At 38.9% G+C, this 14,145-nt stretch carries 15 protein-coding genes; 12 read left to right on the top strand and 3 right to left on the bottom strand.

The window, feature by feature from the left end:
* The first annotated feature begins 186 nt into the window (after positions 1 to 186).
* From rpmB to ftsY, 4 genes are all read left to right on the top strand, one after another.
* Positions 187 to 423 (top strand): 50S ribosomal protein L28, encoded by a 237-nt coding sequence (gene rpmB, locus HMPREF1528_RS08340; protein ID WP_002672544.1) that lies wholly within the window; start codon positions 187 to 189, stop codon positions 421 to 423.
* 17 nt (positions 424 to 440) lie between these two features.
* Positions 441 to 623: a 50S ribosomal protein L33 gene (gene rpmG / locus HMPREF1528_RS08335; protein WP_002672545.1), complete on the top strand. Its 183-nt coding sequence runs from the start codon at positions 441 to 443 to the stop codon at positions 621 to 623.
* A 10-nt stretch (positions 624 to 633) separates the two neighbouring features.
* A complete protein-coding gene (locus HMPREF1528_RS12385; RefSeq protein WP_002672546.1) occupies positions 634 to 786 on the top strand; it encodes a DUF4295 domain-containing protein in 153 nt (50 codons plus the stop codon).
* Positions 787 to 899: 113 nt separating this feature from the next.
* A complete protein-coding gene (ftsY, locus tag HMPREF1528_RS08330) occupies positions 900 to 1,862 on the top strand; it encodes a signal recognition particle-docking protein FtsY (protein ID WP_016479403.1) in 963 nt (320 codons plus the stop codon).
* A 40-nt stretch (positions 1,863 to 1,902) separates the two neighbouring features.
* Here ftsY and HMPREF1528_RS08325 read toward each other — a convergent pair whose 3' ends face one another.
* On the bottom strand, positions 1,903 to 2,937 hold the full coding sequence (locus HMPREF1528_RS08325) for a ferredoxin--NADP reductase (protein WP_016479402.1): 1,035 nt from the start codon (positions 2,935 to 2,937) through the stop codon (positions 1,903 to 1,905).
* Positions 2,934 to 4,412 carry a S41 family peptidase gene (locus HMPREF1528_RS08320; RefSeq protein WP_034567987.1) on the bottom strand — a complete coding sequence of 493 codons (1,479 nt, stop codon included), beginning with the start codon at positions 4,410 to 4,412 and terminating at the stop codon, positions 2,934 to 2,936. Before HMPREF1528_RS08320 ends, HMPREF1528_RS08325 begins: the two co-directional genes overlap by 4 nt.
* A gap of 468 nt (positions 4,413 to 4,880) precedes the next feature.
* Between HMPREF1528_RS08320 and mutL the strand changes: the two genes are divergently transcribed.
* From mutL to lpdA, 8 genes are all read left to right on the top strand, one after another.
* Positions 4,881 to 6,719, top strand: a complete 1,839-nt coding sequence (mutL, locus tag HMPREF1528_RS08315) for a DNA mismatch repair endonuclease MutL (RefSeq protein WP_016479400.1) — start codon at positions 4,881 to 4,883, stop codon at positions 6,717 to 6,719.
* Between the two features lie 80 nt (positions 6,720 to 6,799).
* Positions 6,800 to 7,576, top strand: a complete 777-nt coding sequence (locus tag HMPREF1528_RS08310) for a rhomboid family intramembrane serine protease (protein ID WP_016479399.1) — start codon at positions 6,800 to 6,802, stop codon at positions 7,574 to 7,576.
* A gap of 36 nt (positions 7,577 to 7,612) precedes the next feature.
* Positions 7,613 to 8,386 (top strand): DUF695 domain-containing protein, encoded by a 774-nt coding sequence (locus HMPREF1528_RS08305; RefSeq protein ID WP_016479398.1) that lies wholly within the window; start codon positions 7,613 to 7,615, stop codon positions 8,384 to 8,386.
* A 39-nt stretch (positions 8,387 to 8,425) separates the two neighbouring features.
* Positions 8,426 to 8,818 carry a hypothetical protein gene (locus tag HMPREF1528_RS08300; protein ID WP_016479397.1) on the top strand — a complete coding sequence of 131 codons (393 nt, stop codon included), beginning with the start codon at positions 8,426 to 8,428 and terminating at the stop codon, positions 8,816 to 8,818.
* Positions 8,818 to 9,879 carry a chorismate synthase gene (gene aroC, locus HMPREF1528_RS08295; RefSeq protein WP_016479396.1) on the top strand — a complete coding sequence of 354 codons (1,062 nt, stop codon included), beginning with the start codon at positions 8,818 to 8,820 and terminating at the stop codon, positions 9,877 to 9,879. The genes HMPREF1528_RS08300 and aroC overlap by 1 nt, the downstream gene beginning before the upstream one ends.
* Before the next feature lie 49 nt (positions 9,880 to 9,928).
* Positions 9,929 to 11,005 (top strand): AI-2E family transporter, encoded by a 1,077-nt coding sequence (locus tag HMPREF1528_RS08290; RefSeq protein ID WP_016479395.1) that lies wholly within the window; start codon positions 9,929 to 9,931, stop codon positions 11,003 to 11,005.
* 128 nt (positions 11,006 to 11,133) lie between these two features.
* Positions 11,134 to 11,256 (top strand): hypothetical protein, encoded by a 123-nt coding sequence (locus HMPREF1528_RS13095; protein WP_255348475.1) that lies wholly within the window; start codon positions 11,134 to 11,136, stop codon positions 11,254 to 11,256.
* A 298-nt stretch (positions 11,257 to 11,554) separates the two neighbouring features.
* Complete coding sequence (gene lpdA, locus HMPREF1528_RS08285; RefSeq protein WP_002672574.1) at positions 11,555 to 12,952, top strand: dihydrolipoyl dehydrogenase; 1,398 nt, start codon at positions 11,555 to 11,557, stop codon at positions 12,950 to 12,952.
* A 192-nt stretch (positions 12,953 to 13,144) separates the two neighbouring features.
* Here lpdA and recO read toward each other — a convergent pair whose 3' ends face one another.
* Positions 13,145 to 13,861, bottom strand: coding sequence for a DNA repair protein RecO (recO, locus tag HMPREF1528_RS08280; protein ID WP_016479393.1), 717 nt, complete (start codon positions 13,859 to 13,861; stop codon positions 13,145 to 13,147).
* Between the last annotated feature and the right edge of the window lie 284 nt (positions 13,862 to 14,145).

Below are 14,145 nucleotides of genomic sequence, written 5' to 3'. Positions count from 1 at the left end.
AAAAAACAGTAGTTTTCAGATATTTAAATAATAATTTCAAATTAATTAAACGACTGGAATACAGTATATAATAAATTAGTATACACAAAAATAATCTGAAAAAAGAGAAAAAAGTTTTGCTGTTTCAAAAAATAGTTATACCTTTGCGCCCTGAATATAAATAACACATTAATAAATAGAGAAAAAATGGCAAGAGTTTGTGATTTAACAGGCAAAAAAGCATTGGTGGGCAATAACGTGTCACACGCAATGAACAAAACAAAACGTAAATTCAATGTAAACCTCCGTACAAAACGTTTCTTCATTCCGGAAGAGAATCGTTGGATTACCCTAAAAGTATCGGCAACTGCAATTAAAACTATCGACAAGAAAGGTATCTATGCAGTGCTTAAAGAAGTAGAACGTAACGGATATATTAACTAATTTAAAAGAATACTAAAATGGCTAAAAAAGGAAATAGAATTCAGGTTATTTTGGAGTGCACTGAGCACAAAGAGTCTGGTTTACCAGGAACTTCACGTTACATCACTACCAAAAACAAAAAAAATACTCCAGATAGATTAGAGCTTAAGAAGTTCAACCCTATCCTAAAGAAAGTAACTGTTCATAAAGAAATTAAATAATTAAAACATTATGGCAAAGAAAACAGTAGCAACCCTACAAGGTAAATCTAAGAAGCATACTAAAGCTATCAAAATGGTGAAATCACCTAAAACAGGTGCTTATACTTTCGTAGAAAGCGTAATGGCTCCTGAGCTCGTTGATGAATTTTTGAAGAAGAAATAATTAAATTTTCTCTATTTTTATCATATTTAAAAAAGCTGTCGTGAGACGGCTTTTTTGCATATATGAACTTTTTTACTACCTTTGCACTCATATCCTAAAATATACAATAAGCTATGGCATTGCAATTTCTGAAAAATATCTTTTCAAAAGAAAAGAAAGAAACCTTAGATAAAGGCTTAGAGAAATCTAAAAACAGCTTTTTTGACCGCTTAGGAAAGGCTCTCGTTGGGAAATCGAAAGTAGATGAAGAGGTGCTCGATGACCTTGAAGAAGTGCTTATTGCCAGTGATGTAGGGGTGAATACTACTCTTAAAATCATTGATCGTATAGAGGGTCGTGTGGCTAAAGACAAGTACTTAAATACTTCTGAACTGAATACTATCCTTCGTGAAGAAATAGCAGGACTTCTATCAGAAACCCATACAGGAGAAGCAACAGACTTTACTTTACCTACTGACAAAAAGCCTTATGTGATGATGGTAGTAGGGGTCAACGGAGCTGGAAAGACCACTACTATCGGAAAGCTAGCAAGTCAGTTTACTAAAAAAGGCTTGAAAGTAGTATTAGGTGCTGCTGATACTTTCCGAGCCGCTGCGATTGACCAGCTACAAGTGTGGGCAGACCGTACCGGAGTGCCAATGATTAAACAGCAGTTAGGTAGCGACCCTGCTTCGGTAGCCTATGACACCCTTAGTTCGGCGGTAAAACAAAATGCTGATGTAGTAATTATTGATACGGCAGGACGCTTGCACAACAAAATCAATCTAATGAACGAGCTTTCTAAAATCAAGCGCGTGATGCAAAAAGTGATTCCTGATGCTCCTCACGAAGTGCTGTTAGTACTCGATGGTTCTACTGGACAAAATGCCTTTGAGCAAGCTAAAGAATTTACCAAAGCCACTGAAGTAACCGCTTTGGCTGTTACTAAATTAGACGGTACCGCCAAGGGGGGGGTGGTAATAGGCATCTCTGACCAATTTCAGATTCCTGTAAAATACATAGGAGTAGGAGAAGGTATAGACGACTTACAAATTTTTAACAAATATGAGTTCGTAGATTCTTTCTTTAAAGAATAACAACTTCAAAAACTAAAATGAGTAATTGATTAACATTGTACTAAAAACGTACCTTTATTGTATCGGTCATCGCATAAGCTTGGCAGGTGAGGATATAGCCTTGCGATACTTCTTCTTCGCTGAGGGTTTCATTCTTCGCCATTTTGGCTTCTCCCTCCTCTACCCTACCGATACAGCTACTACACACGCCGTTCAGGCAAGAGTAAGGTGCATCGTAGCCACGTAAGAGTGCCGAACTGAGAAGTGTTTGGTTGCGCGCACTCTCGAAACTGTGCGTCTGTCCGTTAAGTTCAAGAGTAATGGCGACATTGCCTTGTAGAGTGCTGTAATCTATCTCAGCTGGCGATGCCTCAAAAAGCTCTGTAAAAATGCGGTCTTTATCTATCCCTCTTAACAAGAGTATCTCACGGAGGTTTTTCACCAATTCCGTAGGACCACAAGCATAGTAACGCCCCCAGTTAAGATCTTTGTATTTAGCAAAAATCTCGTTTACTATCCTATCGTTGATGCGCCCCGTATAGTGGTCGCCCCAAGGCTGCTGACTGAAAACGTAGTGGACTAAAAAGCGTTCGGGATACTGAATGCGGAGGGCTTCTATTTCATCAAAAAATAAAGTTTCCTCTTTAGACTTATTACCATAGACAAATACTACCTTGATGTTCGTTTTAGACAAGGCTGTTTTAGCAATGCTCATCATAGGGGTTACACCACTTCCTGCCGAGAAGAGCATAATATCGCGGTTGCCAAAGATGTCGTAGAAGAATACGAAAGAACCCTTAGGTGGCATCACTTCTAATACATCACCTGCTTTGAGTTGGGTCGTCGCATAGGTAGAGAACACACCATTGGGCACGCGCTTTACGGCTACGCTCAGTTCACCTTCGTTCACTCCAGAGCAAATAGAATAAGCACGACGCACCTTTTCTCCACCAATCGTTTGCTGGAGAGTAAGGTATTCGCCAGCTTCGAAGTGAAATACTTTCTTCAATAACTCAGGTACTTCAAAGGTAATCATTACCGATGAAGTAGTAAGTTGTGTGATTTTAGATATAGTTAGTTCGTAAAACCGATTCATTTGTACATTTCATTCAAGCCAAAATAGCCAGAGGTAGAAGTACCAAGCTTCTCAAAGTAAAAAGTTTCTTTCGACGCTGATCGCGAAGCTCTTCCGGCAACATTCCCTGTAATCTCTTGTAAAGTGCGAGCCAAAAGAGGTTCAGTTTCGTCGCCTAATACCCCTAAATCATTTACAATCTCACTAATCTGGATATTAGGTTCTAAGCCATTTACGTAATCACCCACACCTTTAGCATTTTCTATCTTCATCACCAAAGGTTGCATCGCCCATTTGTGTTTAGGGTTTTTCACTTGGTTTTGCCTATCCGTATAGTCGTAAACAGTAATCGAACCTTGATTTTTACCCGTCGTGGTTTCACCTATCTGCACTACATCTATGTAGGCTTTAAGACCATTGATAACCAATTCACTGGCTGAAGCTGTATTATCTGAAGTAATTACATACACTTTGTTAAGTCGCAGACTATTGATAGCCACCTGCCGACTGCCTTTTACCATATTAGACGTAAAATACTCTCTTTCATTCCCTCTAAAAGGTTGCAACTTGCTATTCCATTTTTCTACCGCAAACACCTGACCGTTAAATTGACCTGTAATCATCGATGCCAAGTAAGTAGCCGAATTAACGCTTCCCCCACCATTGTAACGCAAATCGAGTATTAAGTCAGTAACCCCCTCTGCTTTAAACTCCGCAAAAGCATCGTTCAGTGCCTCATCAAAATCAGATACAAAAGCATTGTACATCAGGTAAGCTATTTTTTTACCTCCCTTGTTGAATACTTTATGAATAAGTACAGGGTTTTCAGGGGTTTGGTTTTGATTTAAAGTATAGGTTTTCCCTGTAGAAGTTGCTTTGCCATTCACAATTCTAAAGGTTGAAAACGAAATAACAGCCGTATTTTGCAACAGTTGAAGATAATTAGAACGGTTAAGTGATTGCCCGTTGATAGTGGTTATCAAATCCCCCCGTTGCAAACCTTGTTGTTCTGCCTCCGATTTAGGCACTACATAACGCACTACAGCATAAACTCTAGTTTTTGTTTCGTCTACAAAACCAAAAGCGTAGTTTATACCCACACTGGCGGTAATTCCCTTAAATTGGTTTTCGAGTTCCGTGTAATCATCAGTGATATAACTAAAGCGGTCTATCTCACCATATCTATTCAGTAACCCTTTATAGAAAAGGTCTTCAGGATTGCTAAAACTCTTTAAGAATTGAGTATAACTCTTATTTTTATCTACTTTGGTATCAGCTAAACTACCAAAACGGTTATTTTGCAAATTAGGCACATCGGCTTGCCACAAATAATACGTGTTAAGTCCCTTCCAAATAAAATCGCGTACGCGCAAATCGGTATCGTTACCGGTATAGTCAGAGCCCGTAAAAGACACCTCATTGCCATTAGTAACAGGTTCTTTAGCACAAGATAACAAGCTGATAGCTATGAATATAGAGATAAACAAGTGTTTCATATTGAAAATAATTTTCCACAAAAGTAATACTTTTTTTATATTTGCACAAATTTTGTACCAGATAAGAAGTAAAACTAAATACCGATGCGTGAAGTGTGAAAAACAAAATTTTCTGTTTTACAGCATAAAAAGTAGCTCTTTTTTTTAACTAAAATAGAAGATTCCTTCGGTTTTCATACGCTTATTGTTCGTTCATCGTTCGTCATTTGTTCGTCATTTGTTCGTCATTTGTTCGTTCATCGTTCGTCATTCGTTCATTTGCCCGTGCGGCTCGCACCGTCATTTGTTCGTCATTTGTTCGTCTTTTGTTCGTCTTTTGTTCGTCTTTTGTTTATCTTTTCATTATCTGCCTGTCGTGCTACGACTGCCCGTGCGGCTCGCACCTGCCTGTGTGGCTCACACTGCCCGTCGTGCTACGACCTCGCACTTTTTACCTTTTATCTTTTACCTTTTACCTAAATAGATAGAATGTCAGATATTATAAAATTACTCCCCGATCACGTAGCCAACCAGATAGCCGCTGGCGAAGTGATTCAGCGTCCCGCCTCAGCAGTCAAAGAGCTGATGGAGAATGCTATTGATGCCGGTGCTACCGAAATAAAACTGCTCATCAAAGACGCAGGTAAGACCCTAGTGCAGGTGATTGACAACGGTGTGGGAATGAGTACTACCGATGCGCGTATGGCTTTCGAGCGTCACGCCACCTCCAAAATACAAAAAGCAGAAGACCTTTTCCATTTGCAAACTAAAGGTTTCCGAGGGGAAGCCCTTGCCTCTATAGTGGCAATTGCGCACGTAGAGATGCAAACCAAGCGCCCAGAGGACGAGTTGGGTACCGAAATACACATCGAAGGCAGTAAGATTACGCGCCAAGAGCCCTGCGTATGCCCTACTGGTACGAGTATTGCGATGAAGAACCTCTTTTTCAACATTCCAGCGCGTCGCAACTTTCTAAAATCAGACACGGTGGAATTCCGTCATATACTCGATGAGTTTCACCGTGTTGCCTTGGCACACCCTGCAATTCATTTCTTTTTGTACAACAATGGCAACGAGCTGTTCAACCTGCCAGCTACCAATTTCCGCCAACGCATTGTACATCTTTTTGGAAGCAAAACCAATGAAAAGTTAGTGCCTATCATCGCCGAAGATACACCTTTGGTGCAAATCAGCGGATTTATCGTAAAACCTGAGTATTTAGCAAAGACTAAGAACTTGCAGTTTTTGATGGTCAATCATAGGTTTGTGAAAAATCAATACCTCAACCACGCAATTGCTTCGGCTTACGAAGGTCTTATCCACACCGACCAGAAGGCGGAGTATTTCATCAGTTTGGAAGTAGACCCCACAACTATCGACATCAATATTCACCCTACGAAAACCGAAATTAAGTTTGAAGAAGAGCATAGTATTTATGCCCTACTGAAGTCGGCAGTAAAACACAGTTTGGGTCAGTTTAATATTGCTCCTACGCTCGATTTTAGCAAAGACCCTACTTTCGATATTCCTTATAACTACAAGGATAAAACCCCAGAGTTTCCTAAGATAGAAGTAGACCCCAATTTCAACCCATTTAAAGAAGAATATGTAAGCCGAAGCAGTGGAAGCGATAGCCATAGTAATTTCGGCTCTTACAGCAAAAAAGCACCTACATGGGAGAGTTTGTACACGGGCATTGAATCTTCCATCAATACCTCAACTCCTGAAACTATCGTGAGTTCGCTCTTTGAAACCGAACCTATACGAAGCCAAGGTAAGAAAATCATTGCTTTGGCAAAGAAATACCTCATAACTACTTTGGAAGGAGAGCTTATCATCATCAATATCAACAGGGCACACCAACGTATCTTGTACGAAGATTTTATGAAGCATCTGCAATCCACCCATAGTGCAAGTCAGCAACTGATGTTCCCCTACGAACTGCCTTTTGCACCACACGAGTTGGAAGTGATTGCACAACTGCGCGAGCTCTTTGAGTGCAGTGGCTTTATGTTTACCATAGAAACCGACAAGATTGTAGTAAGTGGGATTCCTCTGCACCTTACCGATAGTGAGATTCCTAATATTTTCAACGAACTCTTGCAACAGCATATCGAGGCATTACCCTCTACCGAAAACACTCAGAAAGAAGCCTTTGCTAAAGCTTTATGCAAGAGCTTAGCTGTAAAAACCGGACAGGTACTCAGTGAGGAAGAACAAGAAACTTTGATAAATAATTTGTTTAGTTGTCAAGAAGTATTAATTTCGCCTTTTGGAAAGCGAATTTATTACAACCTTTCAGTAAATGAAATAGAAAACCTATTTTAAATGCGAGTTGGATAGGCAATATAAGCATTGTGAACATTGCTAATTAACCAATCTCTAACAACTAATAACTAAAGACTAAAATGGACAGAATATCTAAAACAGTACTACATCTGATTATTATCAATACGATAGTATTAATACTTACCGTATTGAATGAAAAAGGACTATTTTTACCTCAAGTGAATATAGTCGGTACTTTTGCCTTACACCATTTTGAAACTCCTTTTTTTCACTGGTGGCAATATATCAGCTATATGTTTATGCACGCTGATTTTACACACTTGCTCTTTAATATGTACGCCTTATGGGCATTCGGGACTCCCTTAGAGAATATATGGGGGCGCAATAAGTTTCTATTCTTCTATTTCTCTTGTGGCGTAGGAGCGGCTTTGCTTCATACGGGAGTAAATTACTACTATGTACATCAAGCTGTCAATGCTTTAGCGGAAGCTGGTGTGCCTGCTAATGAAGTTTTAGAAATTATTGCAGAAGGTAAATACAATCCTAATTGGGGCAATATCATCAATCACAGCACCTTCCAAAGTATGTATGATGTACTTAGATCTACTACCGTAGGCGCTTCAGGTGCTATTTATGGTATATTAGTAGCTTTTGGAATGTTCTTCCCCGATGCCAAACTGATGTTGTTCTTTATCCCCTACCCTATAGCGGCTCGTTATTTTATCCCTTTACTCGTAGCCTTAGACTTAATAATGGGATTTGTGGGAGGAATTACTATTTTCGGTGGTAATATTGCTCACTTTGCACACGTAGGAGGGGCTCTCATAGGCTTCCTAATTATGTTGTACTGGAAAAAACACAACTTTGATAAGAATAGATGGGACAGAAGATTGTAAAGAGCCTTTAAATCCTATTTTTTAATAACAAATGATATGCAAAATATTCAAATTCCAGAAAACTGGACTGTCTATATCGGTAGCGTAGAAGATAACCCCGCTGTATTCCGCCTCAATTTAGGATTAGAGGAAATTGCTCCTATCACCCAATACCCTCAAAGCGTACGCCTTACTTTTGAGCTAAAAGAACCTGATGAAAACGGTTTTTCAAATAACCGAGAACGTGACTTCCTCTATACGATAGAAGATGAAGAAGTAATGCCTTTGCTTAATGAAAGTGATATCTTAGTGGGTATTGTCACTTATCAAGGCACTATTACGTGGTATTTTTATACCGAAAATACTTCTGGTTTAGAAAAACGCTTGCAATCAGTAGTAACTAAACACCCTGATTATAGCACTCAAATCAAAACTACTGACGATACTGATTGGAAGATTTACTTTGAGTTTCTTTTCCCTAATATCTACGAAATGCAAAGCATTCACAATAGTAATTTGCAAGAACATTGTGAAGAAGCAGGCGACCACACCGACCAAGAGCGCCCTATTGAACACTGGTTGTATTTCCAAACTGAAAAGGATATGAATAGCGCTATTGCAAAAGCTGAAACCTTAGGATTTTTAGTATATAACAGGGGTAAAATAGAGCCCGAAGAGGGTGAAGATCCTAATGAAGATTTAGGTTACCGCCTTATCCTCAGTAAAGTAAATAGTGTAGACAACATCGACCCCGATACGTGGGACTTGATAGACCTCGCTCTCGATACTCACGGCGAATACGACGGCTGGGAAACAGTTTTAGTTAAGTAAAAATAATTAACCATTTATCATTAAACATTAATCTTTATTTTGAACTTAGAAAGTAAAAAAACAATTGTAGAGAAAAGTGCTAAAGACCTCTTTGCACTCTTAGAAAATGTAGCTAATTTTGAACGACTGATGCCTGATAATATTAGTAAGTTCCAAATGCTCAGCGAGCAATCTTTTGTGTTTGCCCTAAAAGGAATGCCTGAAATTTCTTTAGAAAAGAAAAGTAGTACCCCCAGCAGTCAGTTGGTATTAGGTGAAGCAAAAGGTAAGATTCCTTTTCAGCTTACTGCCAATATTACCGAAGTATCGAACAATGAGAGTGAGGTACAACTACTCTTCGAGGGTAACTTCAACCCCGTAATGGCAATGATGGTAAAGACACCTATCAGCAAGTTTATGGAGTCCTTAGTAACCAAAATGAAAGAATTATAATGGCTGGGAATAGTATAGGTACACTCTTTAGGCTCACCACCTTTGGCGAATCGCACGGCGAAGCCTTAGGAGGAATTATAGACGGCTGTCCACCTAATATAACCTTAGACTTTGAAGCCATACAGCACGAACTTGACCGTCGAAAACCAGGGCAATCAGCGATTGTTACGCAACGCAAAGAGAGAGACAAGGTGCGCTTCTTTTCGGGTATTTTAAACAGCAAAACTACTGGTACACCTATTGGTTTTATCATTGAGAACGAAAATCAGCATTCAGCTGACTATGCCCATATAGCCGAGGTATACCGCCCCAGCCACGCCGATTATGTATATCAACAGAAATATGGTATACGTGACTATCGTGGAGGCGGTCGCTCGTCAGCGCGTGAAACAACTTGTCGGGTAGTAGCAGGAGCTATTGCAAAACAGATACTGAAAGGAGTACAAATTACCGCTTATGTATCAGGTGTAGGTGAGCTTACCCTTACCAAACCCTATACCGAACTCGATTTGGCAATAGCCGAAACTAATGCCGTACGCTGTCCCGACCCTACCTTAGCGGAACAAATGGAAGCCTACATCAAAGCCATTCGTAAGGAGGGTGACACAGTAGGCGGGGTAGTAAGTTGTGTAGTAAAAGGAGTACCCGTAGGTTTAGGTGAACCTGTATTCGATAAGCTCCACGCACAGCTTGGCAAAGCGATGCTCTCTATCAATGCGGTTAAAGGCTTTGAATACGGCAGTGGTTTTGCAGGTACTGCAATGCGCGGTAGCCAGCACAACGACCTTTTTAATCCTGATGGCACTACCCAAACCAACTATTCAGGAGGGATACAAGGCGGTATCAGCAACGGTATGGATATTTATTTTAGAGTAGCTTTTAAGCCCGTAGCTACCCTTATGCAAGAGCAACCCGCACTCGATACACACGGCAACATCGTAACAATGCAAGGTAAAGGAAGACACGACCCTTGTGTAGTACCTCGTGCAGTACCTATCGTCGAGGCTATGACCGCAATCGTATTATTAGATTTTTACTTGTTAAATAATAGTTATCAGTAGTTGAACTTGTCAGATAAGTCTAACTTATCTGAAAATTAATCATTAAAAAATGAACTCAAAAGAAATAGCAAATGGTATATTGCGTGCCGTAGGGATTATTGTATTGGTAGCGTTAGGGCTCTACACCCTTTACTTACTGCAATCTATTATCATTTACCTCATTGTATCGCTGGTACTGACATTAATGGGCAAACCTCTTATACAGTTTTTTTACAAAAAGCTGAAAATAAAAAACCGAACCTTATGTGTGGTTCTTACAATGTTATTGTTCGTGGTATTGAGCCTTGGGGTATTCAGTTTATTTATCCCTTTGCTTATTTCGCAAGGTAAGAACCTCTCAAGTCTTAATATAGACTTGCTAAAGGACAACCTCGACGCTCTCCTCCACCAAACTCTTAGCAAGGTCGGACTTCAGAGAGAAGATTACTCTTTTGGAGTACAAGAGATGTTGAATTTTATCGATATTCCTAACTTCCTAAACTCTTTTATCTCGTTTATCAGTAGTTTTGGAGTAGGATTCTTCTCAGTGCTTTTTATTACCTTCTTCTTTATGAAAGACGGTGACAGAATACTTATCACATTGCTTTCAATTTTCTCTCCTAAACGCAAACGCAAACTTAAGACCTCTATTTTCAAAATAAACAACCTATTGTCGCGTTATTTTGTAGGATTAATACTACAGCTTACTATTCTTTTTATAATTTACACCATAGTATTGCTTATTTTCGGGGTAGAAAATGCTTTTATCATAGCCCTTTTATGTGCTTTACTGAACCTTATTCCTTATATAGGTCCGATGATAGGTTTTATACTAATGGCTTTGCTTACAATGAGTAGCAACCTACAAAACGATTTTATGACGGTAAGTCTGCCTACTACTATCTATGTGTTGATAGGGTTTATAATAGGTCAGTTTATTGATAATTTCTTCTCTCAACCGCTTATTTTCTCTAATTCAGTAAAATCTACAGCCTTAGAGATTTTCCTCATTACCCTTATCAGTGGTACGCTTTTCGGGATAACAGGAATGGTAGTGGCTATTCCCGCCTATACGGTACTGAAGGTAGTGTTAAAAGAATTTTTCCCGAACAACAAGATTGTAGAACTTCTCACTAAAAACATATAGCTATGAACCCTCTTGCTCTCTTCGTTTTGAATTAGACAAATGGTGAAGAACTCCGATTTTTAGGAAAAGATTGAACGAACAAAAGACGGTGCGAGCCGCACGGGCAGTCGTAGCACGACAGGCAGATAATGAAAAGACAAATAATGAATGAACGAACAATGAACGAACAAAAGACGAACAATGAACGAACAATGAACGAACAAAAGACGAACAATGAACGAACAAATGACGAACAAATGACGAACAAATGACGAACAATGAACGAAGCTAAACTGAAGCTAAGACAAAGCTATAATCTTAGAAAACTGAATACTAATTGCTTTTTTAAGGTAATAAAACTTTGGAAAAAACGCAATGATTTTAGAGTTTTTATGATTTTTAGACTTCAATAAAGTAAATGAGATTTACTTCGGACAATCAGGATTTAAATAGCTATTATTCAAACATATAAAATTATATATAAATAAAAAAATGATTAAAATAGTTTTTATTCAAAATATTATTCGTAACTTTGTAGCCTAATATCAAACTTGATAAATTTTAAAAGAAATGAGTAAATACGACGTTATTGTATTAGGAAGTGGTCCTGGTGGGTATGTTACTGCCATTCGCGCTTCTCAATTAGGTTTTAAAACCGCTGTTATTGAAAAAGAAAACCTCGGTGGTATTTGTTTGAACTGGGGTTGTATTCCTACGAAAGCTTTGTTAAAATCAGCGCAAGTGTTTGAATACCTAAAGCACGCTGAGAACTATGGTATCACCGTAAAAAAAGAGTCTTTTGACAAAGATTTTTATGCGGTTATCAAACGTAGCCGCGAGGTAGCTGCTACAATGAGTAAAGGGGTGCAGTTCTTGATGAAAAAGAACAAAATAGATGTGATAATGGGCTATGGTACCCTAAAAGCTGGCAAAAAAGTAGACGTAAAAGATAAAGATGGCAAAGTAACTGAATACAGTGCTGACCACATTATTATTGCTACTGGAGCACGTTCACGCGAGTTGCCTGCTTTACCTCAAGACGGCAAGAAAATTATCGGTTACCGCCAAGCACTTACGCTCCCTGAGCAACCTAAGAAAATGATTGTAGTAGGTAGTGGGGCTATCGGTATTGAGTTTGCTTACTTCTATAACGCTATGGGTACTGAAGTAACCATCGTAGAGTTTATGCCTAATATTGTTCCTGTGGAAGATGAGGATATCTCTAAACAATTAGAAAAGAGCCTTACAAAATCAGGTATCAATATTATGACTTCGGCTGAGGTAACCAAAGTAGATACTTCTGGCAAAGGTGTAAAAGCATTTGTGAAAACAGCCAAAGGCGAAGAAGTTTTAGAAGCTGATATCTTGCTTTCAGCGGTAGGTATCAAAACAAATATTGAAAATATCGGTTTGGAAGCGGTAGGTATCAAAACTGAACGCGATAAAATTCAAGTAAACGAGTTCTACCAAACTAATGTTCCTGGTTATTACGCTATTGGTGACGTAGTTCCTGGTCAAGCCTTAGCACACGTAGCTTCAGCAGAAGGTATTATTTGCGTTGAAAAGATTAAAGGAATGCACGTAGAACCACTTAACTATGGTAATATCCCTGGTTGTACTTACTGCACTCCTGAAATTGCTTCAGTAGGTCTGACCGAAAAACAAGCTAAAGAAAAAGGCTATGAAATAAAAGTAGGTAAGTTCCCATTCACTGCCTCAGGAAAAGCAAATGCAGCGGGTACTACTGAAGGTTTCATAAAAGTAATCTTTGATGCTAAATATGGCGAATGGTTAGGTTGCCATATGATTGGCGCCGGCGTTACTGATATGATTGCTGAAGCGGTAGTAGCTCGTAAGTTGGAAACTACAGGACACGAAATCATCAAAGCGGTGCACCCACACCCTACAATGAGCGAAGGTGTAAAAGAAGCAGTAGCAGCTGCTTATGGTGAAGCTATCGACATTTAATATTTTTGTTCCAATAAATTCATAAACGCAAGAAACTCCAAGTAAAAAAGATTTTACTTGGAGTTTTTTTTATTAGTGTAAGTTTGAGATAAGAAATCTAACAGACTGTTAGTTATGATTAACTTTGGCTAAGTTTAAAACTTTAGCTAAGTGTGGAAGCAAAAAACAGTATTGTATTATGTTGGAATAGTGCTAAAAGAGCGTTTGTAGCACCTCTAATGATTTTATTTGTCTAAAATTGGGGAAGTGCCATTCGTAGTATTTAAGCAGTTGAAAAAGCAATGCATTGCGCTCGTTCTTATTGCTTTTAACGGTTGATAACTGAGGATAATCGGTGTGTAGGAGGGCTTTGAATAGCAACAAGGTAACGCCTGTAATGGTGTATTTACTTTCATCAGTAGTACTGAAAATGCCGTCTTCCAACGAAAAGGAGGGCAAATGCTCGTGAGAGGTATCGGGGTAAAAGCCGAGATAGCGAGTGATATCAAGCAGAAACTTTAAGTGAAAATTGGCAGAGAAGTCGTTTCTATCAAAAAAAAGGAGCTTCTGCTCTAAAAACAAAAACATTTCTTCATCGGGAGCTTCAGATGTGCAAACAAAAGCACATACTTCGGAAAGAAACATACTTACAGCACTCTTGTAAATATCAGTATGTAACGAGTAATAAGGGACGGCTATCTTAGCTTCTTTTACACGTCCTAACGTACCGTTATTTTTATGGGTAGCCACCAGTTCTAACAGCATAAAAGGCTGAAAAAGGGCTGTTTTTAAGTTCCCTTTCTTCTGTGCTAAAACGCCTTGTAACAAATAGCTACGAGTGCCCATCGTTTGAGTGAAGCACTTCACTATAAGACTGTTATCGCTGTATTTGAGACTTGAAATAACTATGGCTCGGACTTTATCGTACATATTTCTTCTATAAATAGCGTTGCAAAAATACAAAAAAGACTTCAATAGGACGTAATTGATGATATAAATGAAAGGTAATGCCAATAATACCAATGAGAAAAACTGGTCTGAGTTATCGGAGGAAAACGAAAAATATAAAAAGTGAGTTGGAAGGATTTTTGGTGAAAAAAGGGTGTAAGGAGGGTGGGGATAGCTTATAGAGAGCTTATAGGAAGCTTATACGAATCTTGGACGATTGGTATAGAAAGGGTATGTAAATAGTTGATTTATACTATAATACAGCG

The organism is Capnocytophaga sp. oral taxon 336 str. F0502 (assembly GCF_000411575.1).
Taxonomy (GTDB): domain Bacteria; phylum Bacteroidota; class Bacteroidia; order Flavobacteriales; family Flavobacteriaceae; genus Capnocytophaga; species Capnocytophaga ochracea.
Note: the sequence above shows the minus strand (reverse complement) of the source record. Positions and strands in the feature narration are given on the sequence as shown.

Excerpts from the sequence above, each read along its gene's own strand:
- lpdA (WP_002672574.1), top strand. The coding sequence starts at position 11,555 with ATGAGTAAATACGACGTTATTGTATTAGGAAGTGGTCCTGGTGGGTAT.
- ftsY (WP_016479403.1), top strand. The coding sequence starts at position 900 with ATGGCATTGCAATTTCTGAAAAATATCTTTTCAAAAGAAAAGAAAGAA.
- mutL (WP_016479400.1), top strand. The coding sequence starts at position 4,881 with ATGTCAGATATTATAAAATTACTCCCCGATCACGTAGCCAACCAGATA.
- HMPREF1528_RS12385 (WP_002672546.1), top strand. The coding sequence starts at position 634 with ATGGCAAAGAAAACAGTAGCAACCCTACAAGGTAAATCTAAGAAGCAT.
- HMPREF1528_RS08305 (WP_016479398.1), top strand. The coding sequence starts at position 7,613 with ATGCAAAATATTCAAATTCCAGAAAACTGGACTGTCTATATCGGTAGC.
- HMPREF1528_RS08320 (WP_034567987.1), bottom strand. The coding sequence starts at position 4,412 with ATGAAACACTTGTTTATCTCTATATTCATAGCTATCAGCTTGTTATCT.
- rpmB (WP_002672544.1), top strand. The coding sequence starts at position 187 with ATGGCAAGAGTTTGTGATTTAACAGGCAAAAAAGCATTGGTGGGCAAT.
- aroC (WP_016479396.1), top strand. The coding sequence starts at position 8,818 with ATGGCTGGGAATAGTATAGGTACACTCTTTAGGCTCACCACCTTTGGC.
- HMPREF1528_RS08290 (WP_016479395.1), top strand. The coding sequence starts at position 9,929 with ATGAACTCAAAAGAAATAGCAAATGGTATATTGCGTGCCGTAGGGATT.
- rpmG (WP_002672545.1), top strand. The coding sequence starts at position 441 with ATGGCTAAAAAAGGAAATAGAATTCAGGTTATTTTGGAGTGCACTGAG.
- recO (WP_016479393.1), bottom strand. The coding sequence starts at position 13,861 with ATGTACGATAAAGTCCGAGCCATAGTTATTTCAAGTCTCAAATACAGC.
- HMPREF1528_RS13095 (WP_255348475.1), top strand. The coding sequence starts at position 11,134 with ATGAAAAGACAAATAATGAATGAACGAACAATGAACGAACAAAAGACG.
- HMPREF1528_RS08325 (WP_016479402.1), bottom strand. The coding sequence starts at position 2,937 with ATGAATCGGTTTTACGAACTAACTATATCTAAAATCACACAACTTACT.
- HMPREF1528_RS08310 (WP_016479399.1), top strand. The coding sequence starts at position 6,800 with ATGGACAGAATATCTAAAACAGTACTACATCTGATTATTATCAATACG.